Origin of the sequence: Actinoplanes sp. CA-131856 (assembly GCF_050956135.1) — a bacterium.
GTDB lineage: Bacteria > Actinomycetota > Actinomycetes > Mycobacteriales > Micromonosporaceae > Actinoplanes.
In genome coordinates, this window is sequence record NZ_CP191849.1 from 1,577,760 (window position 1) to 1,598,472 (window position 20,713).

Sequence of the window (20,713 nt, forward strand, 5' to 3'; positions counted from 1 at the left end):
ATCCCTGAGGTGGACACCGACTGCCTGTTCTGCCGCATCGTCGCGGGGGAGATCCCTGCGACGGTCGTGCACGAGACCGACACCACCCTCGCCTTCCGCGACATCGATCCCAAGGCGCCCGTGCACGTGCTGGTCATCCCGAAAAGCCATCACCCCGACGTGGTCACCCTCGCGCGTGCGGATCCGGCCGTCTCGGCCGATCTCCTGAGCGCGGCCTCGGCCGTGGCCGAGGCCGAGGGGCTGCTCGCTGACGGTTTCCGGTTGCTGTTCAACACCGGGGCGTACGCCGGGCAGGAAGTTTTCCACGTCCACGCCCATGTTCTCGGCGGCGAGCCGCTCGGACCCATGCTGGCGCCCCGATGAGCGCCGAGGACCGCTACGAGCGCGCCGCCCGCAAGGCCCAGGCCGACGGCCGGGTGCCGGCCCTCTCGGTCGCCCTGCACCGGGCCGACCGCGAGCCCTGGGTCTTCACCGTCGGCGACTCGGGTGACCCGGGGCGCCCGCTGACCCCGGACACCCGCTTCCGGATCGGGTCGATCACCAAGACGTTCACCGCCGTGCTGGTCCTCCAGTGCCGCGACGAGGGGCTGCTCGACCTCGACGACCCGATCGCGAAGCACCTCGACGTGCCCGCGCACGGCGACGCCACCGTCCGGCGGCTGCTCTCACACACCTCCGGGTTCCAGCGCGAGCCGCACGGCGACGTCTGGGACACCCTGATCGCCCCCGACGACGCCGGCTTGATCGCCGAGCTCGACCGGGCCGAGCGGGTGCTGCCCAACGCGCGCCGCTTCCACTACTCCAACCTCGGCTTCGCCGTCCTGGGCCAGCTCGTGGCCAAGCTGCGCGGCGACACGTGGGCGGCCGTCCTCCAGGAGCGAATCCTCGACCCGCTGCGCCTGACCGCCACCACGCTCGAGCCGCCGGCACAGGCCGCTGTCGGCTTCATGGTCGACGCGTACTCCGACGCCGCCCGGCCCGAGCCGCAGACCGACCTCGGCGGGGTCGGCCCGGCCGCCCAGCTGTGGAGCACGGCGAGCGACATGGCCACCTGGGCGTCGTTCCTGGCCCACCCCGAGATCGCCGACCCCGACGGCAAGGTGCTGGCCGCGGCCACCCTCGAGGAGATGCGCTTCCCGGCCACCACCACTAACGAGACGCTCTGGAGCCTGGGCTGGGGCCTCGGCCTCATCCTGATCCCGCACCCCAAGCGGGTGGTCGACGTGGGCCACGACGGCGCCATGCCCGGCTTCCTGGCCGGCGCCTACGGCCGCCGCGGCACCGGCGTCCCGGCCGGGCTGGCCGCCGCCGTCCTCGGCTCCTCGGGCACGGCCGGTGAGATCAACGACCTGGTGCCGGAGCTGCTCCGGCTCTCGGTCGAGCTCGACCCGGCCGAGATCCGGCCGTGGCGGGCGGCGCCGCCGGCCCCGCCCGAATATCGCTCGGTCCTCGGGCCGTGGTGGGGCGAAGGCTCCCAGTTCGTCTTCTCGTGGCACGACGGCGCGCTCCAGGCCCGGTCGGCCGAGGCGCCGGCCGACACGCCGCCGGCGATCTTCGAGCCGCTGCCCGGCCGGCCCGACGTGCTCCGCACGGTCTCCGGCCGCGAGGCCGGGGAGCTACTACGGCTGACCCGCTCTTCCACCGGCGAGGTCGTCAAGATGCACTGGGCCACCTATCGGTTCGCCCGGGTGCAGGAGGGCTTCGACGGGGGCCGGGCCTCCGACGGGCCGCTGTGAGGTAACGCCGCAGGCCGCCCGGCGATAATGGCATCGGCGTCCGGGCGGCCGAGCGGATACGATGGCTTTCTTCCTTCGACGCACGCCGCCCATGCCGGGTGACGCAGAGAACGAGAGCAGGTGGCGGAGGCCTTCCAGGCCGCCCTATGACCGGTACGCCGAACCCTTCCAGCGCAGGCTCCAGCAGCTCAGCGCGGGTGCAAACCAAGATCTCGGTCGCCGACCCGAAGATCATGGTGAACCTCCTGGGTGCCAAGGACGAAATCCTGCGGCTCATCGAGCGAACTCTCGCCAGCGACGTCCACGTCCGCGGTAACGAGATCACCATCACCGGCGATCCCGCCGAGAACGCCACCGCGGAACGCCTCTTCTCCGAGCTCATCGAGCTCATCGAGAAGGGCGAGACGCTCTCGGTCGACTCGGTGCGCCGCACCGTGGCGATGCTGGAGGACGAGACCTCCGAGCGCCCGGCCGAGGTGCTCACCCTCAACATCCTGTCCCGTCGCGGCAAGACCATCCGTCCCAAGACGCTGGGCCAGAAACGCTACGTCGACGCCATCGACGAGAACACGATCGTCTTCGGCATCGGCCCCGCCGGTACCGGTAAGACGTATCTCGCGATGGCCAAGGCCGTGCAGGCGCTGCTGGCCAAGCAGGTCAGCCGCCTCATCCTGACCCGGCCGGCCGTCGAGGCGGGCGAGCGCCTGGGCTTCCTGCCCGGCACCCTGAACGAGAAGATCGACCCGTACCTGCGCCCGCTCTACGACGCCCTGCACGACATGCTCGACCCCGAGTCGATCCCGCGCCTGATGGCCGCGGGCACGATCGAGGTCGCCCCGCTAGCCTATATGCGGGGTAGGACTTTGAACGACGCCTTCATCATTCTTGATGAGGCGCAGAACACGACGCCGGAACAGATGAAGATGTTCCTGACCCGGCTCGGGTTCGGTGCCAAGATCGTCGTTACCGGTGACGTCACGCAGGTCGACCTGCCGGGTGGGACCACCAGTGGTCTCAAGGTCGTGCGCGAGATCCTGCAAAATGTCGAGGACGTCCACTTCGCCGAGCTCTCCAGCTCCGACGTGGTCCGGCACCGGCTGGTGGCGGAGATCGTCGACGCCTACGCGAGGTACGACGCCGAGCAGGAGCAGAGCTCAACTCAATCCGTCCACGCCGTGCCGGGGCGGGCCGCCAGCGGCGGCCGGTCCGGGCGACGGCGCTGATCCAAGGGGTAAACGCACCACTATGTCCATCGAGATCGCCAACGAGTCGGGAGTCGAGGTCGACACCGACGCGATCCTCGCGGTGGCCCGGTACGCGCTCGACGAGATGGGGGTCAACCCGCTCGCGGAGCTGTCGATCCTGCTCGTCGACATCGAATACATGGCCGAGCTGAACCATCGCTGGATGGGTGGTGACGGCCCCACCGACGTTCTCGCGTTCCCGATGGACGAGGGCAGCGTCGACCACGGTCCCGGCGAGGCCGGCACGGGTGAGCCGGCCCTGCTGGGCGACATCGTGCTCGCCCCCGAGGTGGCCGCGAAACAGGCCGCCGCGGCCGGGCACTCCGCCGCCGACGAGCTGCACCTGCTGACCGTGCACGGCGCGCTGCACCTGCTCGGTTACGACCACGCCGAGCCGGAGGAGGAGCGCGAGATGTTCGGGCTGCAGAACCGCCTGCTCCAAAGCTGGCGGGCCAGCCGGAAGACCGGCTGACCCGTGGACCCCGCGAATCTACTGGCGGCAGGCCCCGCTTCGGCGGGCCTGCCGGACCTGCAACTGATCATCTTCGCGGTGCTGCTGGTGCTCCTGGCCGGCCTCGCCTCGATGGCCGACGCGGCGCTGGGCTCGGTGTCGCCGGCCCGCGCGGCCGAGATGGCCCGCGAGGGCGAACGCGGCGCCGGCGCGCTGGCCGCGGTCGCCTCCGACGTCGTCCGCCACCTCAACCTGCTGCTCCTGCTGCGGCTGCTCTGCGAGCTGACCGCGACCACGCTGGTCGCTCTGGTCGCGGTGGACAGCTGGGGCATCGGCTGGACCGCCGCCCTGGTCACCGCGGGCACGATGACCGTGGTGAGCTTCGTGGTGGTGGGGGTGGCCCCGCGCACGGTGGGGCGCCAGCACGCCTACGCGGTGGGCCGCGCGGCGGCGCCGCTCGTGCGATGGCTGGGCAAGGTCCTCAACCCGCTGGCCTCCCTGCTGATCCTCATCGGTAACGCGGTGACGCCCGGCAAGGGCTTCCCCGAGGGGCCGTTCGGCAGCCAGGTCGAGCTGCGCGAACTGGTCGACCTGGCCGAGCAGCGCGGCGTCGTCGAACACGGCGAACGCGAAATGATCCACTCGGTCTTCACGCTGGGCGACACGATCGCCCGCGAGGTGATGGTGCCCCGCACCGAAATGGTGTGGATCGAAGGCTCGAAAACGCTTCAGCAGGCGCTCTACCTGTTCCTGCGCTCGGGCTTCTCCCGCATCCCGGTGATCGGCGAGAGCGTCGACGACGTGCTGGGCCTGCTCTACCTGAAAGACGTGATCCGCCGCACCCAGTCGGGCGACCCGGCGTCGACGGCCGAGGCGGTGGCCGACATGATGCGGCCGGCCACGTTCGTCCCCGAGTCGAAACCGGTCGACGACCTGCTGTCGGAGATGCAGGCGGCCCGCACCCACCTGGTCATCGTGGTGGACGAGTACGGTGGCACGGCCGGCCTGGTCACGATCGAGGACATCCTCGAGGAGATCGTCGGCGAGATCACCGACGAATACGACGTCGAGCGCCCGCCGGTGGAGCACCTGCCCGACGGCGCGGTGCGGGTGACGGCCCGGCTGCCGATCGAGGATCTCGGCGAGATCTTCGGGGTGGAACTGCCGGCCGACGAGGTCGAGACGGTGGGCGGCCTGCTGGCCCAGGCGCTGGGCCGGGTGCCGATCCCGGGCGCGACCGTCGACGTGGGCGGCCTGCACCTGGTCGCCGAGGGAACCACCGGCCGGCGCAACCGGATCGACTCGGTGCTGGTGCGCCGGGTGGAGCCGGAGCCGGACGAAGAGAAGGCCGAGTCGCCTGCCGACTCCGAGGACGAGGAAAGACAAACCGCGGATGCCTGACACTTTCGCTTTGACCGCCGAGGACAACAAGCTGGTCACGCTGGCGCGTTCGGCCCGGGCCCGGGTGGGTGCGGCTGAGGGCGCGGCCGTACGGGACCAGGACGGTCGCACGTACGCCGCGGCCACCGTGGCGCTGCCGTCGCTGGCGATCAGCGCGCTGCAGCTGGCGGTGGCGTCGGCGGTGGCGTCGGGCGCGACGAAGATCGAGGCGGCGGCGGTGGTGACCGAGGCGGCCGAGCTGGAGAGCGGGGGCCGCGCGGCGGTCCGCGACCTGGCGGCGTCGGCCCCGATCCACGTGGCGGGCCCGGCCGGCACTGTGCGCGACACGGTCACGGCATGAGCGACGAGACGCCCCGCAAGCGGCCCACAGACGGCAAGCGGTCCACTGACGGGAAGCGGCCGGTGGCCGACGGGGAGCGGCGGCTGACGGCGGGGGAGCGCAACGAGCTTCGCCGGCAGGAGCGGCGCGCCGCCCGCCGGACTGACAACGCGGGCGGCTCGGGTGCGGGTGCGAGCCGGGGCGCGGGTCAGCGCGGCGGCCGGCCCGGCACGGGTCAGCGCGGTGTCGCGGGTCAGGGCGGCGTTGCCGGTCAGCGCGGCGAGGCGGGTCAGCGCGGCGTTGCCGGTCAGCGTGGCGAGGCGGGTCAGCGCGGCGAGGCGGGTCAGCGCGGCGACGTGGGTCAGCGCGGCACTGCGGGCCGGGACGTGGCCGGGCCGCGTGCGAGCCAACGTGACGGTTCGGCTGGGTCGGGCGCGGAGGCGCGCGGCGGTGTGGCCGGGCGTGGCGCGGAGGCGCGTGGCGGGTCAGGTGCTGGTGGTCAGCGTGGCGGGTCGGGGCGTGTGGCTGCCGGGTCCGGTGCTGGTGGGTCACGGCGTACCGGTGGGGCGCCTGACACACGGCCCCGGGACGTCACTCTCGGCGGTGAGGCCAAGACGCGGAAGCCCCGGGCCAGTGCCGGTGCCAGGCACGGCAATTCCAAGGCGGCCGAGACCGGGCGGGTGGACGACCCTGTCGCTCAGAGTGACCACCGGGGTCAAGAAATCACCGAGCGTGGGCCGCGGAAGAAGCGGCACCGGCATCAGGAGGCCTCGCGGGTCGAGGTCGTCGATGACGTCTACCGCGCCGGATTCGCGTGTTTTGTCGGGCGGCCCAACGCCGGCAAGAGCACGCTGACCAACGCGATCATCGGGCAGAAGATCGCCATCACGTCGAACAAGCCGCAGACCACGCGGCACGTGATCCGGGGGATTCTGCACCGGGAGAACGCGCAGCTCGTGCTGGTCGACACGCCCGGTCTGCACCGGCCGCGGACGCTGCTCGGCGAGCGGCTGAACGATCTCGTGCGTGAGGTGTGGAGCGAGGTCGACGTGATCGGCGTCTGCTTCCCGGCGGACGAGCCGGTGGGGCGCGGCGACCGGTTCATCTCGGCCGAGATGGCCGAGCTGAAAGCGACGATCATCGCCGTCGTGACCAAGGTCGACCTGGTTGATCCGGCGACGTTGGCCAAGCACTTGCTCGCGGTGAGTGAGCTCTACGATTTCGCCGAGATCGTCCCGGTCAGCGCGGTGTCCGGGCATCAGGTGCAGACGCTGGTCGACGTGCTCGTCAAGCATTTGCCGGAGTCGCCGCAGCTCTATCCGGACGACGTGCTCACCGACGAGCCGGAGCAGGTGCTGATCGCCGAGCTGATCCGTGAGGCCGCGCTCGAGGGCGTTCGGGACGAGCTGCCGCATTCCATCGCCGTACTGGTCGAGGAAATGATGGTCGAGAACGGCGTCACGAAGATCTTCGCGGACATCTACGTGGAGCGGGACAGCCAGAAGTCGATCGTGATCGGCTCGCGGGGGGCGCGTCTCAAGGACGTCGGCAGTCAGGCCCGCACCGAGATCGAGAACCTGCTCGGCACCCGCGTGTATCTCGATCTTCATGTTCGGGTAGCGAAAGAGTGGCAGCGGGACCCCCGTCAGCTGCGTAAGCTAGGTTTTTGATCTAAATAGGACAATCCTTCAATTATGGGATAACTCACGCTGATTTGCGGGTCTGGTCCGGAATTGGGTAACAACGAACCCTATGCGGAACCGGTACCTGGACCTCTTGCGTGCCGTGGCAACCGTCCGGGTGGTGATCTATCACTCCAGCGGCTGGGCGGCCCTGACGATCGTCTTCCCGGCCATGTCGGTCATGTTCGCCCTGGCCGGGAGCATGATGGCGGCCTCCCTCGACCGATACGGCCCGTGGGCGGTCGAGCGTCGCCTGCACCGGTTGCTGCCGGCGCTGTGGGTGCTGGTGGGCGTGGCCGTCCCGTTCATGCTGATCGGCGGCATGGCGTGGGACTGGAAGGTGCTGCTCTGGGCCTTCCCGGTCGAGGACCCGCCGGCCGCCGGCTTCTGGCTCGAGGGCCTGGCCGCGATGTGGTACCTGCGGGACTTCCTGTGGTTCGTGTTGCTGTCCCCGCTGGCGCTGCCGTTGTTCCGGCGTTTCCCGATCCCCACGCTCATCGCCCCCTACGCCGGTCTCGCGGTGATCACCTTCGCCGGTCTGACGCCGCCGGCGATCGTGCGAGACCTTTGCTTGTACGGCAGCGCGTGGCTCCTGGGCTTCGCCCATCACGACGGCATGCTGACCCGGAACGGCCTGCTCCACAGATATCGCTGGTGGCTGGCCGGCACGCTCGGCTCCGCCGGTGCGGCCTGGGCGCTGACCCACCCCGGCCCGCGCGGGCTCGACCTCAACGACATCCCGCTGGCCAACGCGCTGTGGTCGACGGCGTTCATCCTGATCGCGCTCAGCGTGAACCCGCGCATCCCGTCGTGGCGGGTGCTCACGGTGCTCAACGCCCGGGCCCTGACCATCTATCTGTGGCACGTGCCGTTCATCCTGCTGGTGGTGCGGCTGGCCAACGCGACCGGCCTGCCCATCTTCGGCTGGGTGGGCATCTCCTGGCGCCTGATCGTGGTGACGGCCATGCTGGCCCTGGCCGTGATGGCCCTGGGCTGGGCCGAGGACCTGTCGGCGGGCCGCCGCCCGGCCCTGCTGCCGGGCCGCCACCCCCGCGCGGTGCCGGTCTCCCCGGCCCCCGCCTTCACCGGCATGGCCGTCACCGTGCCCGCCCCGCGATCGACTGAGTAGGGGCCTTCAGCGGGACCGCACGACCAAGGGCTGTGTCACCTGGCCGATGGCGCCCTCGGCGTCGTACAGCTCACCTGTGCACAAGCCCAGGCCGTCGTCGCTCAAGGCTGTCCGGCAGGACAAGTGGACCCAGTCGCCGGCCGGAGGGCGCAGCAGTGCCGTGCTCATCGTCGGCGGGATGGACAGCCACTTGTCCAAGGGCAGGACCGCCGAGACGCCGTTGGCCGAGTCCGCGATGATCAGCGCTCGGTCCTGGCCCGTGAGCTCGGCGCCGTCCACCAGGTCGTGCTTCACCCTGGTCCAGATGCGTGTCTTGTCCGTGGCCCGCCACTCGATGGCCTGGCCGTAGCCCCAGTCCGGCTTCTCCGGGAAGAACACGCCGGCCTCGGCCGGCAGCGGATCGGCCGTCGTGGTCTCGGTGATCACGGGTGGCTGGGGGCCGGGGGCGATGTGCCAGGCCCGGGCGATCACCGCCGTACGGCCGTCAATGATCATATGGGCTTCGTTGAGGGTGGTGAGCCGGCCCGGCTTGAGCGGGGACACCTCGATCCGGAAATCCTTGCGGGGGATCGGGCCCAGGAAGTCCACCGAGATGCGGGCCAGGCGCTGGCCCTCGACGGTCAGCAGCCGGCCCAGCAGGGCCGCCGGCGGGCCGCCGTGCTGCATCTCGGTGTCCCACGGGCTCTCGGTCGACTTGGTCGGGCGGAACCGGTCGTCGCCGAGCGGGAGATAGAAGCTCATGCTCCGATCATGGCGTCGCGACCAGCAGCGCGTCACCACTGGAGGTGCGCAGATCGATCGTGTTCTTGGCCGTGGGGTCGCTCGTGAGGCCCTGCACCTCGTCGTCGCCGGAGCCGGTGTGGTTCGTGATCTTGTACGCCCCCTGCGGCACCCGCACCTGCACGTCGCCGCTGGTGGTCGTCGCCTTCACCGAGGCCGGGACGGTCAGCGAGGCGTTGATGTCGCCCGAGGTCAGCCTGAGGTCGAGCGCACCCGCCGCGTCCAGCACGTTCACGTCGCCCGACGTCGACTGGACGGTCACCTTGTCCTTGGCGTTCAGAACCCGTACGTCACCCGAAGTCGCTCTCAGAAGCACCGGACCCGCCGGCTCCTGCAGGGTGATGTCGCCCGACGTGAGCTTGATGTCGGTGGCGCCGACGCCGGTCAGGAGGACGTCACCGGAGCGCAGATCGCCGCGCACGGCCACCCCGGCCGGGGCCTCGACCTCGTACGACACCGAGCAGTCGACGCCGCACGAGGTGTCGAGCAGCAGCACCGAGCCGTCGAGCCGGTAGGAGTCGCCCGGGTCGGAGCTGTTGCGGATCACGCGCTTGATCGTGGTCTCGGTCACGGCGCCGGTGGTGATGGCCACGTCGCCGGCGCCACCGGTCAGACGGATCTCGGTGATCTTCGTCTTCTCGACGTCGTTGTAGGTCAGGGTGGCCCCGACGACCCCGCCGCACGCGGTCAGGCCCGCCGTAGCTGCGCCGATGAGGACGAGGATCCCGGTGCGCCGGGCCCAGGTGGTGGTCATGGTGCTGACGCTATGGCCCGGTGACCCCGTGGCACCATCGGAGCCCTCCCGGAGATGACCCTGAGATCCGGGTCAGGGTCTGTCGTACCCACCGGGCAGAATGACTGTCGTGCCCGCCGGATACCGCCGCCATCTCTACCGCGACGACGCGGTGGTCCTGCGCGTGCAAAAACTGGGCGAGAGCGACCGGATCATCACGCTGCTGACCCGCCGCCACGGCCGCCTGCGCGCGGTCGCCCGCGGCGTGCGGCGCACCACGTCGCGCTTCGGGGCCCGGCTCGAGCCGTTCGGTCACATCGACCTTCAGCTGGCCGGCTCGCCCGAGGGGGTGGGCAGCTCGCTGCATTCGGTGAGCCAGGTCGAGGCGGTCGCGCTCTACGGCAAGCAGTTCCTGGGCGACTACCCGCGATATACGGCGGCCTCGGCCATCGCCGAGACGGCCGAGCGGCTCACCCCGGTCGAGCGCGAGCCGTCCCTGCGCCTGTTCCAGCTCACCCTCGGTGCGCTCAAGGCCCTGGCCGTCGGTGAGCACGCGGGCAGCCTCGTCCTCGACGCGTACCTGCTGCGCGGCATGGCCGTGGCCGGCTGGGCGCCGGCGATCGCCGAGTGCGCCGTCTGCGGCACGCCCGGGCAGCACGCGGCGTTCTCCGTCCCCGCGGGCGGAGCCGTCTGCCCCGATTGCCGTCCGCCGGGCGCCGCCCACCCGAGCCCGGCCACGCTGGGCCTGATGTCCGCTCTGACGGTCGGCGACTGGTCGATCGCCGACGCGGCCGAGGCCGGCGTCCGCCGCGAGTGCAGCGGCCTGGTCGCCGCCCATCTGCAATGGCACATGGAGCGGGCGCTGCGCTCGCTCCCGCTGGTCGATCGACGGGAGAGTCCCACCGCATGACGCCGCGTCCACCCACTCCGCACATCTCCGGCGTGACGCCGCCCGCGCTGCCCAAGGCGGCGCTGCCCAAGCACGTCGCGATCGTCATGGACGGCAACGGCCGCTGGGCCAAGGAGCGCGGCCTGTCCCGCACCAAGGGTCACGAGCAGGGCGAATACTCGCTGTTCGACACCATCGAGGGCGCCATCGAGCTGGGCATCCCCTATCTTTCGGCGTACGCCTTCTCGACCGAGAACTGGAAGCGGTCACCCGAGGAGGTGCGCTTCCTGATGGGCTTCAACCGCGACGTGATCCGCCGCCGCCGCGACCAGCTGGTCGACCTCGGCGTGCGGGTCGTGTGGTCGGGCCGCCGGGGCCGGCTCTGGAAAAGCGTGATCTCCGAGCTGGAGACGGCGCAGGAGATGTCGAAGAAGAACAAGACGCTCACCCTGCAGTTCTGCGTGAACTACGGCGGGCAGGCCGAGATCGCCGACGCGGCGGCGGCGATCGCCCGCGAGGTGGCCGCCGGCCGGCTCGACCCCGACAAGGTCAGCGAGAAGACGATCGCGAAACACCTCTACCACCCCGAGGTGCCCGAGGTCGATCTGTTCCTGCGCCCCTCCGGGGAGCAGCGCACCTCGAACTTCCTGCTCTGGCAGTCGGCGTACGCGGAAATGGTCTATCTCGACACCCTCTGGCCCGACTTCGACCGCCGCCACCTCTGGTATGCGTGCGAGCTGTACGCCAGCCGCGACCGCCGTTTCGGCGGCGCCCTGCCCAACCCGGTCAGCCCGACGTAAGAAGCTCCACGGTCGCGTCCACGTCGGACAGATCCGGCAGCACGGCGTGGGCGCCGGCCGCGGCCAGCTCCTCGGCCGCGGTGGAGCCGGTGGCGACGGCCACCGCGAGAGCGCCGTTGGCCAGGGCGGCCGTGACGTCGTTGACGGTGTCGCCGATGACCACGGGCCGGAACCGCTCGCCGTACTTGGCCTCGGCCCGCTCCAGGCTGCGCCGCACGAGCGTGGCCCGCACGGCGTCGTCGGTGCCGTAACCGCCCACCTCGTCGTCGAAGGACGCGCTCAGCTCGAACGCGGCCACCTTGGCCCGGGCCACCTCGGGGACGTTCCCGGTGACCAGCGTCTGCACGACGCCGGGCTGTGCTTCAAGACGAGCGAGGACCTCTCGTACGCCTGGCATCAGCGCGCCCTGCACGGCGAAGAGATGCTGGGTGCTGTGAACGTTCTCCACGTAGCGCAGAAAGAACCGCTCGGGCGTGCAGTCGGTGACACCATGCGTGGCGAAGACCTCGGCGCAGATGTCCATGTCGGTACGCCCACCGAAGATCGGCGTCTCCCGCCAGGGCACCCCGGTGAGCTCGGTGAAGGCGGCCTTCCAGGCGGTGGCGGCCACCCCGCCGCCGCGCAGCAGCGTGTAGTCGATGTCCCACATGACGAGGCGCCTCACTCGGAGAGCACCTTCTCGATGTAGGCGACCTTGGACGTCAGCCCGTCGGTCACACCGGGCCGGATGTCGGCCTTGAGGGACAGGCTGACCCGCCCGCCCTTGGCCCCGACGGCCTCCACGGCCTGCTTGACCACGGCCATGCACTCGTCCCACTCACCCTCGATGGTGGTGAACATGGCATCGGTCCGGTTGGGCAGCCCCGAGGCCCGCACCACCCGCACAGCTTCGGCGACCAGGTCACCCACGGACTCACCCACGCCGATCGGCGTCACAGAAAAGGCAACAAGCACCCCACCATCGTCTCAGCCCGCCCCGCCTTGATCACACCGAACCCCTGTTCGAATGGACATCGGCCAGGCATTGCCGCATCGATGTCGCTTGACTACTCTGGTCGCATGCCAGGTAGGCATGAGACCAGTCAGCTATATTTCGGGGAGGTGAGCTGACCAGTGGAGGCACTGATGGCCAAGACTCGCGTCGAAGTCGACCAAGATGCGCTGGACTTGGCCGCTGAATTTTTCGGCACCACCACGCCCGAGGAGACCGTCGACGCGGCTCTTCGGGAGGTCGCGGCGCGCAGTCGGCGTGCGAAGGCGTTCGCGGAATTGGTGAAGATCGCGGAGACCGGGCAATTCGACGAGCTTCTTGTGAAGAAGCGGCCCCGATGAGCGCGAAGCGCGAAGCGACGGTTCCCGAGGAGAAACCGGAGAAGAAGGCTCGGACGAGTCCGGCGGAATATCTGGTCGACACGAGTGCCCTGATTCGCCTTCTGACCAACCCGGCGGTGGCGGCGACCTGGCATCGCCGGCTGACCGCAGGGCTGTTGGCAACATGCGCCATCACCGAAATCGAGCTGCTCTATACCGTCCGGTCCAGGGCAGAACGTGCCCGGCAGTTGAAGCTGCTGCAAGACACGTTCTGCTGGGTGGTAATGCCGGAGAAGGTCTTCAAGGAGGCGGAAGAACTCCAGGGCGCCTTGACCGAAATGGGCGCACATCGATCAGCCGGCCCGGTCGATCTGCTCACCGCCGTGACGGCCAGGGAGCATGGGCTGGAACTGCTTCACTATGACGCCGACTTCGAGCGCATCGCCGACATCACGAAGCAGTCCCATTGCTGGCTCGCCGAGCCGGGCTCGATCAACTGAACACCGAGCCGCCGTCAGCGTTGGGCGGCGGCTAGCGCCTCGCGGATGGTGGCGGCGTTCGCCGGGGTGCCGATCGGGTCCTCGTAGGTGCCGTAGGGCGGGCCGTAGACGGGCTGGCCCGGCTCCTGGCGCCACGACTCCGACAGGGAGCCCGTGTCGACCGCGTCGTAGCCGATGGCGTTGAGGAACTCCGTGGTGGTCTTCTTGGCGGCCTCGTCGTCGCCGGCGATCGGGAGGGCTGAGCGCTCGGGGGAGCCGGCGGGGCGGGCCAGGGAGGCCAGGTGCTTGAAGTTGATGTTGTTGAAGACCTTGACCAGAGTGGCGCCGGTCAGGTGGGCCTGCTCCAGGGACGCGCTGGTGGTCTGCTTGGTGTCCAGGGCTTCGACGTTGCCGTCGCGCTGGGGGTAGTAATTGTTCGTGTCCAGCACCACCTTGCCGGTCAGCTCGGCGACCGGGAGCTTGGTGTACGCCTTGAACGGGACGCTCACCACGACGATGTCGCCCGCGGCGGCGGCCTCGGTGGCGGTGGCCGCGCGGGCCTTCGGGCCCAGCTCGTCGACCAGGTCCTTGAGCGTCTCGGGGCCGCGGGAATTGCTCACCACGACGTCGTAGCCGGCGGCGACGGCCAGCCGTGCCACGGTGCCGCCGATGTAACCGCTGCCGATAAAACCGATTGTCGTCATACTCCGCGACAACCTCCGGCGATCGCGGATGATTCCGTCCATGAATGCGGACGCGGCGGGCACGTGGAAACTCGGGGACAGGGTCGTCAACCGGATGGGGTTCGGGTCGATGCGGCTCACCCCGCGGCCGGACACCTCGGTCGCGATCAAGGTGTTGCGGACGGCGGTCGAGCTGGGGGTCGACCACATCGACACCGCCGCCTTCTACGTCTCGCCGGGCGGCGTCCTCGGGGTCGGTGAAGGGCCCCCGCGTTTCGCCACCGAACTCATCCGGGAGGCACTCGAGCCGTACCCCCGGGAACTGGTCATCGCGACCAAGGTCGGCCCCTGGGCGGAGACGGTGGCCGACCTGCGCGCCCACGTCGAGGAGAACCTGCGGCGGCTCGGTGTCGAACGGCTCGACCTGGTCAACCTGCGGCTGACCCGGCGCGGCGGCTCGGTGGCGGAGCGGTTCGGGGTGCTGGCCGGCCTGCGGGCCGAGGGGCTGATCCGCGACCTCGGCCTCTCGAACGCCACGCTCGATCAGGTGGACGAGGCCTCCGCGATCGCGCCCGTGGTCTGCGTACAAACAGTTATGCCCTTGATCTGCGGCGCGATGACGACATGGTGCCGGCGCTGGCCGCGAGGGGCATCGCCTTCGTGCCGTTCTTCGCGATTGCCGGGCCGCGGCGGGAGGAAGGGGCCAACCAGGACCATGACGAGGCCGTACGCCGCCTCGCGCGCACGCGCGGTGTGACGCCTCAGCAGGTGCGGCTCGCGTGGACGCTCCATCAAGGACCCAACGTGCTGGCGATTCCCGGCACCGGTGACGAGCGGCATCTGCGGGAGAACATCGCGGCCGCGGCGATCCGGCTGAGCCCGGAGGAACTGGCGATGCTCTGAGATAATGCGCGGATGGGCCGAGCGACCGCGCGGGTGGTGCTCGGTGTGGTGGGCGGGCTGATCATCGTGCCGGTCGCGGTCAACGTGGCCACCGGCGGGGAACTGCCGGAGCCGCTGCGGCCGTTCGAGGTGCTGTTGTGGCCGGCGGCCCTGCTCTGCCTCCTTCTGCCCGTGCACCGGCCGGGCGAGCCACGAGCGCGGCGGCTCGATCCACGTAACGTCGAGCTCGCGCTGGCCCGGGTGACACACTACGTCGCGCAGCGGCGGCGCGGGCTGCTCTCGGCACGCATTCCGCTGACGTTGGACGAGCGGCCCGGCGCGGTTCGGCGGCCGGTGCATCTGGTGCAGCGGATCGGCGGTACCGAGTTCCGGCTCTCCGGCGACGTCGGCGTGATCGACGTCTTCGACGAGATGAGCGGGTCGATGCTGATCCTCGGGGCGCCCGGGTCGGGCAAGACCACACAGCTGCTCGACCTCGCGGCCGCGCTCCTCGACCGGGAAGGCGAGCGGATCCCCGTCGTGCTGGACCTCGCCGACTGGTCGCAGCCGCGCTGGTCGTGGCGGCGGCCGGACCGGGCGCCGGACGACTTCCGGAGCTGGCTCGAGTCGCAACTGGACGACCGCTACCGGATTCCGCCGGCGGTCGCGCGGGCCTGGCTCGACGACGACCGCTTCGTGCTGCTGTTCGACGGGCTGGACGAGGTACGGGAGTCCCACCGCGACCGCTGCGTCTCGGAGATCAACGGGCTGGAGGCGGCGAGCGTCGTCGTCCGCAGCCGGGAAGCCGACTACGAGCGGCTCACCGAGCGGCTTCGTCTGCAGGGCGCGGTGGCGATCCGGCCGCTGACACCGGAGGAGGCGGGCGCCTATCTCGACGCGCCCGGCGGCGAGGTGGGCGAGCTGCTGACCACGCCCCTGATGCTCGACGTGGTGCGGATCGCCCGGGGCCGCCCGGACCAGGGGTCGCTCTTCGACGCGTACGTCGTGGAGATGCTGGCCTGGCGCCGAGGGCAGGAGATCGAGACCCCGGAGGGGTTGCTGCGGGTGGTGCGGTCGCTCGCCCGGGCTTCCGTACGCCTCGACGCCGGCGCGCGGGTGGCCCGGCTCAACTTCGTCACCCTGGGCGAGGCGCTCGACGAACCGGCCGCCCAGGTCGCCCGCCGCGTGCTGCTGCCGCTGGGCGCCACGATCGGCGCCGTCATCTGCTCGGTGACGATGGCCCTGTTCGCCGGCTGGGTTCCGGGCATGGTCGTCGCCGTCGTCTCCGCGGCGCCCCTCCTGATCTGGCGCCCCGAGACGCCGCCGTCGGCGCGATCGCGCTTCCGGTGGCCGGTCGTGATCATTTACGCGATCGCGGTGGCGATGACCGGCTCGGCGGTGGCGGCCGCCCTGGTGTGGTGGGACCGGTACAGCACGGGATCCTGGCAGGCCGCGACCGTCATCAACATCCTGGTCGCGCTGGCCGCGGTCGTCATGATGGCCCGGGCCGGATATCTGGAACGGCGCGCCTTCGTCCTTCTCCTCGCCTACGGCGTGGTGGCGGCCGTGCTCGTGGCGTGGCGCGGCCTCGATCCGGGAGCGCGGACCGGCCTGGTGGTGGGCGTCCTGACGACGACGAACCTGCTCCTCTTCTCGCTCACCGCGCGCTTCCCAGCCGGGCCACCGCAGCGACAGCACCTGCCGACCCGGCTGGCGGTCCTGGCCATCGTCGCCGCCCCGCTCCTGGCCACCTCGACCTGGTGGGCGGCGGACTCCTGGCCGATGCTCGGCGGCCTCGCCACCGGTCTTTTCGTCGGGCTTTCCTTCGGCGTCTTCCTCACGGTGGTTCCCGCGCCGGGCGTACTGGCCTGGGTTGCACTGAGGGCCTTGGGCGAGCCCTACCCGTGGCGGGCCGCCCGGCTGCGCTTCGCGGCCGACCGGAGCCTGCTGGTCGGCACCGACGAGGGCTTCCGCTTCGTTCACCTGCTGATTCGCGACCACCTCGCCGGCTGCGACCCGGTACGGCTCGGCACGGCGGTGGATCAGCGCCGCGCGGAGCGGTGAGAGTGGCCCTGGTCGTCGCGCTGGAGCTGTGGGACAAGTGCCGCCCCGGCGGATCGGAGATCTCGCCACACCCGCCGGACGAGCCCACGTCAAAGCACGGCGTGGCGGCCTGCTCGCCGGGCGGATCTGGCTGACCTTCGACGAACGCCCGTCCGCGGTCCGCCAGCCGCTGCACAGAGTTCCCTCCGCCTACGTGATCGAGGTGCTGGCACGGCGCCACAGCCGTGAAGTGGAGATTCCCCGGCGCGCCGTCCAGGCCTTCCGCATCCTGGCCGTGGCCTCCGCCGGGCGATGCGAGGGCGTCGGGGTCCCCGGTTCGAGGTCGACGGCGAGGGCCGCTGGTCAGCGATCGGGCGACCGTGCAGGGTGGCGTCCTCGGCGTTCTGACCGTGCTCACCGTGTTCTGGCTGGTGCTGAACGAGACCGCCTACGAACCCGCGGGCGAGAAGAAGGACGATCCGGCGGGTACGGATCGCGGTCAGCATGCCGTTGCTGTTCGCCGTCCCCCTGGCCGGCACATGGAACGGGCCGTTCTGGTCGTCCTTCTGGGCGTGGTCATCGGCGCGGCCCTCGGCCTCATGATCGCCATGCTCTTCTTCGTCCTCGCCGGGTCGGTCCCGCTGCGGTTCGCGTTCCGGATCGCCGGTGAACCGAATCCGTGGCGGCGGTCCTTTCTGCGGTTCGCGGCCGATCGGATGCTGCTCGTGCGTACCGAGTCGGAGTACCGCTTCGTGCATCTGCTGATCCGTGACCATCTGGCCGGGTGTGATCCGGTGGAGCTCGGCGCGGCTGTGGAGCGGCGCCGCGCCGAGCTGGTGGCGTCAGGTGCGTAGCAGGGTGGCCACCTCGGCCGCCAGGTCGGTGGCGGCCTCGATCTCGGCCCGGCGGATGGAGACGCTCTCGACGTGGAAGCCGAACGGCAGGCCCAGGCGGGTGCAGAAGCCGTGCAGGTCGCGGGCGATGGCCATGGTCTCGCGGTACGAGTCGGCCAGCGGATCGGCCGAGTGGCTCAACGTGGTGGCGAGCCAGCGCGGAACGTCCACGCCCAGCCACTTGAGGAATTCCAGCGTCTTCTCCGAGCCGCACAAGGACAGGGTGAAGATGACCGGGCGGGGCATCAGGTCCTGGGCCGCGCACTCGTAGAAGTAGTCGGTGAGCAGGTTCTTCGTCTCGTTCAGGTCGTAGATGACCTGGGTGACGAAGAACGTGCTGCCGCGGCGCTGCTTGGCGATCATGCGGTGGTGCTCGTCGCCGTTGCGGGCGTGCCGTTCTCCGATCACCACGGAACCCAAGGGCAGATTCGGGCGTACGGCGGCGCGTAGCTCCTGGGCCTGGCGCAAGGTCGTACGGACCTCTTTGTCGCCCGAGGAGGCGCCCACGAAGACGCTCAGCACGTTCGGGTCGGCCGAAGCCATCCACGCACCCAGATCATCCGGCGCGTATTTGCCGACACAGCGGTAGATGACCGCGGGCTTGTCCCAATCGCCCAGGAAGGACGCGTGGAAGACCGCGGGGTCCATGGTCGGCAGGTAGGGGAACGGGCGCTCGTCCGGGTTCCGGTCCGACTCGTCGTCGATGTCGTACAGGATGAGGCCGTCGAGATCGAGGCCGGCCAGCCGCCGGACGGTGACCTCGGCGATCTCCTTGACCTTCTCCGGTGTGGCGCTGCGGCGGGGCGGGGTGACGCCGAAAAGCATCACCCCGCCCGTGGCCTGCTCGAGCTTGGACTGCAGAGACATCCGACCAGCGTAGGAAGCGCTGGTCAGTGGTCGGCGCAGCAGGGGGTCGGATCCCGCGTTTCGAACGGGACGAGCACCCCGCCGACGGCCGGCGTGGTGGTCAGTACCAGCTCGCCGTTGCGGTATTGCGGTCGTACGAAATCACGGGTGTCCACAATGTCGCCGTCGGACGCCACGCCGGAACCCAGCACCTCGACCCGGTCGATCGCGCTGATCTTCAGAATCTCGCTGACCGTGAGTCGGCCGACCAGCTGGTCGCTGCCCTGAAAAATCACGGCGCGCCCGAATTTTCCGGACGAAGCGGCGTCGGCCGCTGCTTGGAGGCCGGGCTCGGTGGGCGGGGACTCCGGTGAAACGACGCTGATCGCGACGTGCGGGAACGGGCTCTGCACCAGGTGCGTGCAGGCCAGCGACGGCGGCGGGTCCAGCGACAGGATCCAGTGGTCGGCTTCCGCCGTCGTGCGGTGACCGAGGCTGACCCCGGTCACCGACGACGGCGTGGACGCCACTGAGCGGTACAACGTCACCGGCCCGACGGGAGGACGAAGATCGGGTTGGTGTAGAACCACAGGTCGCCCCACGGGTCGGCGTCGCCCACGACGTCGAGCTTGGGACCGTTGGCGTCGACCGACGGGCCGAGCAGGCCGGGCTGCGTGCGCTTGCCGTCGGTGCCGCGGACGCGGACGTAGAACGGCTTGTCCAGGCGGCCCAGCGCGAAGCTCAGCGACACCTTCTTGGCGCCCGCGCTGATCTCGAAGGACTTGACCACCTTGGTGTCGGGGGCCTGGAACGCGTCCTTGTCCTTCACCGGGCCGGTGATGGTGCCGACGATCACGTCGACCCGCTTGAGGACCGGCACGAACTGGGCCCAGTTGGGCACGTCCTGCAGGTCGATCTCGAGGGTCAGCTCGGTGCTGGTGCCCCGCTTGACCTGGTGCACGCCGCCGAGCGGGGTGCCGGTGGACGAGCGGCGGTCGCCGGCCGTGCGCACCCGCGCGTCCAGGCCCTTGATCAGACGGCCGTGGTCGACCCAGACGCGGCCGGCGCGCAGGCCGTCCATGACCGCCTTGTAGCCGAACGAGGTGGCGCCGACGTTCGTGCGGCCGTAGAAGCCCGGCCAGAAGTCACCGGCCGTGGTCAGCGTCTTGCCGGTGTAGACCGGGTCGTTGTACTTGCCGTTGACGTCGAAGTTGCTGTCCGGTCCCCGGTCCGACTGGTCCAGATAGTTGACGTGCGAGTCCGAGTTGACGGTGATCCACCACGCCTTGCCCTCGGCGAGCAGGCTGTCCCACAGGCCGCCGACGGTGGCGGTCATCCAGTCGAAGCCACCCCACGTGCGGTAGCTCTCCAGCGGGTAGCCCGGGAACGACGCGGCCGACGGGTTGTTGTCGTAGTAGCCGCGGGCGCCGCCGCGCCCGTTCGGGGCCGGGATGCCGGCGGCCTGGTGACCGGGCGCGCCCTCGAAGCCGACGGCCACCGACGGGTCGGCGTCACGCCAGTTGCGGATCTCGTGCGGCGAGTCGATGCCGCGGCGGGCCGGGTGGTTGGCCAGGAACAGGGCGCCGTCGATCTTGCGGGCGCGGACCTGGGAACCGAGGAACTTGATGCCGGCGATCGCGGCCGCCTCGTTCTGCTCGGTCGTGTTGGTGGCCGGCAGCAGGTTGCCGTCGTACGCGTTCTCGAACTGCTTGAGAACCGAGACCTCGTTGCGGCTCGGGGTCACGAAGACGGTCGCGTGCTCGGCGGCCGGGATGTTCCACTCCAGACCCTGGAAGGTCAGGAGGTCCTTGTACGTCTCCCGGGTCTTGACGATGTCCGGGTTGACCTTCTCCACGCCGATCTTGGCGTGCGCGACGCTGCCGTGGTCGGTGATGACGACCCAGTCGAGACCGAACGCGCGGCCGTGCCCGGCCTGGTCGATCACCCGGTACTGGGCGTCCGAGCTGTACTGCGTGTGGATGTGGTGGTCGCCGGCGAGCCACTTGAACCCGCCCTTGTCCGAACCACCGCCCACCGGGCCGTGCGAGTGCGGCAGGCCCGCGGCCTGGGCGGCCGAGGGCACGGCGAGCACCGAGGCGGCGGCGCCGGCGCCCAGCAGGCCCGCGCCGCGCAGGAAACCGCGCCGGGAGACGTCGGACGGCGAGAGCTCGCTGTCCGGGATGCTCAGGTCGAGAGCGGGGGCGACGTCGCCTCCGGCGCTCTCGTGCGTGTGGTCGTGCTCGTGGTCGTGGCCGTGACCCATGACGATGTTTCTCCCAGCTGAGAGATAGACACATGCTCTTCCTGGCACACGTTGTCGTGATCACGCCAACGCCCGCTGTCGATCTAGTGACGTGCGGGGAAATTACTTTCGTAAGGTCGATCGCTGCCGTTGGTGTCGGGTGCCGGCCC

The 20,713-nt window shown here is 70.4% G+C and carries 24 protein-coding genes; 16 read left to right on the forward strand and 8 right to left on the reverse strand.

Annotated features, from left to right (window positions below):
* Positions 1–9: 9 nt before the first annotated feature.
* The 8 genes from ACQP2X_RS07565 to ACQP2X_RS07600 all read left to right on the forward strand — a co-directional run bounded on the left by ACQP2X_RS07565 (position 10) and on the right by ACQP2X_RS07600 (position 7,962).
* Positions 10–363 (forward strand): histidine triad nucleotide-binding protein, encoded by a 354-nt coding sequence (locus ACQP2X_RS07565; RefSeq protein ID WP_498695300.1) that lies wholly within the window; start codon positions 10–12, stop codon positions 361–363.
* Positions 360–1,736, forward strand: coding sequence for a serine hydrolase domain-containing protein (locus tag ACQP2X_RS07570; protein WP_498695301.1), 1,377 nt, complete (start codon positions 360–362; stop codon positions 1,734–1,736). Before ACQP2X_RS07565 ends, ACQP2X_RS07570 begins: the two co-directional genes overlap by 4 nt.
* Positions 1,737–1,882: 146 nt before the next feature.
* Complete coding sequence (locus tag ACQP2X_RS07575; RefSeq protein ID WP_498695302.1) at positions 1,883–2,959, forward strand: PhoH family protein; 1,077 nt, start codon at positions 1,883–1,885, stop codon at positions 2,957–2,959.
* A 22-nt stretch (positions 2,960–2,981) separates the two neighbouring features.
* The gene (ybeY, locus tag ACQP2X_RS07580; RefSeq protein WP_360251887.1) at positions 2,982–3,452 is read left to right on the forward strand and encodes an rRNA maturation RNase YbeY; all 471 of its coding nucleotides are present in this window, start codon (positions 2,982–2,984) and stop codon (positions 3,450–3,452) included.
* A 3-nt stretch (positions 3,453–3,455) separates the two neighbouring features.
* Positions 3,456–4,832 carry a hemolysin family protein gene (locus tag ACQP2X_RS07585; protein WP_498695304.1) on the forward strand — a complete coding sequence of 459 codons (1,377 nt, stop codon included), beginning with the start codon at positions 3,456–3,458 and terminating at the stop codon, positions 4,830–4,832.
* Positions 4,825–5,172 (forward strand): cytidine deaminase-like protein, encoded by a 348-nt coding sequence (locus ACQP2X_RS07590; protein ID WP_498695305.1) that lies wholly within the window; start codon positions 4,825–4,827, stop codon positions 5,170–5,172. The genes ACQP2X_RS07585 and ACQP2X_RS07590 overlap by 8 nt, the downstream gene beginning before the upstream one ends.
* 830 nt (positions 5,173–6,002) lie before the next feature.
* Positions 6,003–6,821, forward strand: a complete 819-nt coding sequence (gene era, locus ACQP2X_RS07595; RefSeq protein ID WP_498700847.1) for a GTPase Era — start codon at positions 6,003–6,005, stop codon at positions 6,819–6,821.
* Between the two features lie 115 nt (positions 6,822–6,936).
* Entirely contained in the window at positions 6,937–7,962 is a 1,026-nt protein-coding gene (locus ACQP2X_RS07600; protein WP_498695306.1) for an acyltransferase family protein, read from the forward strand.
* Positions 7,963–7,968: 6 nt separating this feature from the next.
* On the opposite strand, the gene ACQP2X_RS07605 is transcribed toward ACQP2X_RS07600, so the two are convergent.
* Together ACQP2X_RS07605 and ACQP2X_RS07610 are read right to left on the reverse strand one after the other, a co-directional pair.
* A complete protein-coding gene (locus tag ACQP2X_RS07605) occupies positions 7,969–8,703 on the reverse strand; it encodes a thioesterase family protein (protein ID WP_498695307.1) in 735 nt (244 codons plus the stop codon).
* Between the two features lie 7 nt (positions 8,704–8,710).
* Positions 8,711–9,496, reverse strand: a complete 786-nt coding sequence (locus ACQP2X_RS07610) for a DUF4097 family beta strand repeat-containing protein (RefSeq protein WP_498695309.1) — start codon at positions 9,494–9,496, stop codon at positions 8,711–8,713.
* A 109-nt stretch (positions 9,497–9,605) separates the two neighbouring features.
* Here ACQP2X_RS07610 and recO point away from each other — a divergent pair, with 109 nt between their 5' ends.
* A complete protein-coding gene (recO, locus tag ACQP2X_RS07615) occupies positions 9,606–10,385 on the forward strand; it encodes a DNA repair protein RecO (protein ID WP_498695310.1) in 780 nt (259 codons plus the stop codon).
* A complete protein-coding gene (locus ACQP2X_RS07620) occupies positions 10,382–11,164 on the forward strand; it encodes an isoprenyl transferase (RefSeq protein ID WP_498695311.1) in 783 nt (260 codons plus the stop codon). The genes recO and ACQP2X_RS07620 overlap by 4 nt, the downstream gene beginning before the upstream one ends.
* Here the strand turns inward: ACQP2X_RS07620 and ACQP2X_RS07625 are convergent.
* Positions 11,151–11,828, reverse strand: coding sequence for an HAD family hydrolase (locus ACQP2X_RS07625; protein WP_498695313.1), 678 nt, complete (start codon positions 11,826–11,828; stop codon positions 11,151–11,153). The genes ACQP2X_RS07620 and ACQP2X_RS07625 overlap by 14 nt on opposite strands.
* Positions 11,825–12,118 (reverse strand): MTH1187 family thiamine-binding protein, encoded by a 294-nt coding sequence (locus ACQP2X_RS07630; protein ID WP_097320239.1) that lies wholly within the window; start codon positions 12,116–12,118, stop codon positions 11,825–11,827. The genes ACQP2X_RS07625 and ACQP2X_RS07630 overlap by 4 nt, the downstream gene beginning before the upstream one ends.
* A gap of 171 nt (positions 12,119–12,289) precedes the next feature.
* Here ACQP2X_RS07630 and ACQP2X_RS07635 point away from each other — a divergent pair, with 171 nt between their 5' ends.
* Both ACQP2X_RS07635 and ACQP2X_RS07640 read left to right on the forward strand, forming a co-directional pair.
* Positions 12,290–12,496 carry a type II toxin-antitoxin system VapB family antitoxin gene (locus ACQP2X_RS07635; RefSeq protein WP_498695317.1) on the forward strand — a complete coding sequence of 69 codons (207 nt, stop codon included), beginning with the start codon at positions 12,290–12,292 and terminating at the stop codon, positions 12,494–12,496.
* Positions 12,493–12,975, forward strand: coding sequence for a PIN domain nuclease (locus ACQP2X_RS07640; RefSeq protein ID WP_498695318.1), 483 nt, complete (start codon positions 12,493–12,495; stop codon positions 12,973–12,975). The genes ACQP2X_RS07635 and ACQP2X_RS07640 overlap by 4 nt, the downstream gene beginning before the upstream one ends.
* 14 nt (positions 12,976–12,989) lie before the next feature.
* Here the strand turns inward: ACQP2X_RS07640 and ACQP2X_RS07645 are convergent, their stop codons facing one another.
* Positions 12,990–13,658 carry an NADPH-dependent F420 reductase gene (locus tag ACQP2X_RS07645; protein ID WP_498695320.1) on the reverse strand — a complete coding sequence of 223 codons (669 nt, stop codon included), beginning with the start codon at positions 13,656–13,658 and terminating at the stop codon, positions 12,990–12,992.
* A 40-nt stretch (positions 13,659–13,698) separates the two neighbouring features.
* Between ACQP2X_RS07645 and ACQP2X_RS07650 the strand changes: the two genes are divergently transcribed.
* The 4 genes from ACQP2X_RS07650 (at position 13,699) to ACQP2X_RS07665 (ending at position 17,416) form a co-directional block, all read left to right on the forward strand.
* Positions 13,699–14,394: an aldo/keto reductase gene (locus ACQP2X_RS07650; RefSeq protein ID WP_498695322.1), complete on the forward strand. Its 696-nt coding sequence runs from the start codon at positions 13,699–13,701 to the stop codon at positions 14,392–14,394.
* Positions 14,298–14,540: an aldo/keto reductase gene (locus ACQP2X_RS07655; RefSeq protein ID WP_498695324.1), complete on the forward strand. Its 243-nt coding sequence runs from the start codon at positions 14,298–14,300 to the stop codon at positions 14,538–14,540. Before ACQP2X_RS07650 ends, ACQP2X_RS07655 begins: the two co-directional genes overlap by 97 nt.
* A gap of 12 nt (positions 14,541–14,552) precedes the next feature.
* Positions 14,553–16,583, forward strand: a complete 2,031-nt coding sequence (locus ACQP2X_RS07660; RefSeq protein ID WP_498695326.1) for a hypothetical protein — start codon at positions 14,553–14,555, stop codon at positions 16,581–16,583.
* A 359-nt stretch (positions 16,584–16,942) separates the two neighbouring features.
* On the forward strand, positions 16,943–17,416 hold the full coding sequence (locus ACQP2X_RS07665; RefSeq protein ID WP_498695328.1) for a hypothetical protein: 474 nt from the start codon (positions 16,943–16,945) through the stop codon (positions 17,414–17,416).
* Here ACQP2X_RS07665 and ACQP2X_RS07670 read toward each other — a convergent pair.
* The 3 genes from ACQP2X_RS07670 to ACQP2X_RS07680 are packed head-to-tail and all read right to left on the reverse strand — an operon-like array spanning position 17,405 to position 20,564.
* Complete coding sequence (locus ACQP2X_RS07670) at positions 17,405–18,322, reverse strand: 5,10-methylenetetrahydrofolate reductase (RefSeq protein WP_498695329.1); 918 nt, start codon at positions 18,320–18,322, stop codon at positions 17,405–17,407. The two genes, ACQP2X_RS07665 and ACQP2X_RS07670, sit on opposite strands and share 12 nt — an antisense overlap.
* Before the next feature lie 23 nt (positions 18,323–18,345).
* Positions 18,346–18,849, reverse strand: a complete 504-nt coding sequence (locus ACQP2X_RS07675; RefSeq protein WP_498695331.1) for a hypothetical protein — start codon at positions 18,847–18,849, stop codon at positions 18,346–18,348.
* Positions 18,846–20,564, reverse strand: a complete 1,719-nt coding sequence (locus tag ACQP2X_RS07680) for a twin-arginine translocation signal domain-containing protein (RefSeq protein ID WP_498695332.1) — start codon at positions 20,562–20,564, stop codon at positions 18,846–18,848. Before ACQP2X_RS07680 ends, ACQP2X_RS07675 begins: the two co-directional genes overlap by 4 nt.
* Positions 20,565–20,713 lie beyond the last annotated feature (149 nt).

Bases quoted from the DNA above. Each gene is read 5' to 3' on its own strand.
- ACQP2X_RS07610 (WP_498695309.1), bottom strand. From the start codon at position 9,496: ATGACCACCACCTGGGCCCGGCGCACCGGGATCCTCGTCCTCATCGGC.
- ACQP2X_RS07645 (WP_498695320.1), bottom strand. From the start codon at position 13,658: ATGACGACAATCGGTTTTATCGGCAGCGGTTACATCGGCGGCACCGTG.
- ACQP2X_RS07640 (WP_498695318.1), top strand. From the start codon at position 12,493: ATGAGCGCGAAGCGCGAAGCGACGGTTCCCGAGGAGAAACCGGAGAAG.
- ybeY (WP_360251887.1), top strand. From the start codon at position 2,982: ATGTCCATCGAGATCGCCAACGAGTCGGGAGTCGAGGTCGACACCGAC.
- ACQP2X_RS07660 (WP_498695326.1), top strand. From the start codon at position 14,553: ATGGGCCGAGCGACCGCGCGGGTGGTGCTCGGTGTGGTGGGCGGGCTG.
- ACQP2X_RS07605 (WP_498695307.1), bottom strand. From the start codon at position 8,703: ATGAGCTTCTATCTCCCGCTCGGCGACGACCGGTTCCGCCCGACCAAG.
- ACQP2X_RS07680 (WP_498695332.1), bottom strand. From the start codon at position 20,564: ATGGGTCACGGCCACGACCACGAGCACGACCACACGCACGAGAGCGCC.
- ACQP2X_RS07670 (WP_498695329.1), bottom strand. From the start codon at position 18,322: ATGTCTCTGCAGTCCAAGCTCGAGCAGGCCACGGGCGGGGTGATGCTT.
- ACQP2X_RS07635 (WP_498695317.1), top strand. From the start codon at position 12,290: ATGGCCAAGACTCGCGTCGAAGTCGACCAAGATGCGCTGGACTTGGCC.
- ACQP2X_RS07590 (WP_498695305.1), top strand. From the start codon at position 4,825: ATGCCTGACACTTTCGCTTTGACCGCCGAGGACAACAAGCTGGTCACG.
- ACQP2X_RS07575 (WP_498695302.1), top strand. From the start codon at position 1,883: ATGACCGGTACGCCGAACCCTTCCAGCGCAGGCTCCAGCAGCTCAGCG.
- ACQP2X_RS07650 (WP_498695322.1), top strand. From the start codon at position 13,699: ATGAATGCGGACGCGGCGGGCACGTGGAAACTCGGGGACAGGGTCGTC.
- ACQP2X_RS07620 (WP_498695311.1), top strand. From the start codon at position 10,382: ATGACGCCGCGTCCACCCACTCCGCACATCTCCGGCGTGACGCCGCCC.
- ACQP2X_RS07570 (WP_498695301.1), top strand. From the start codon at position 360: ATGAGCGCCGAGGACCGCTACGAGCGCGCCGCCCGCAAGGCCCAGGCC.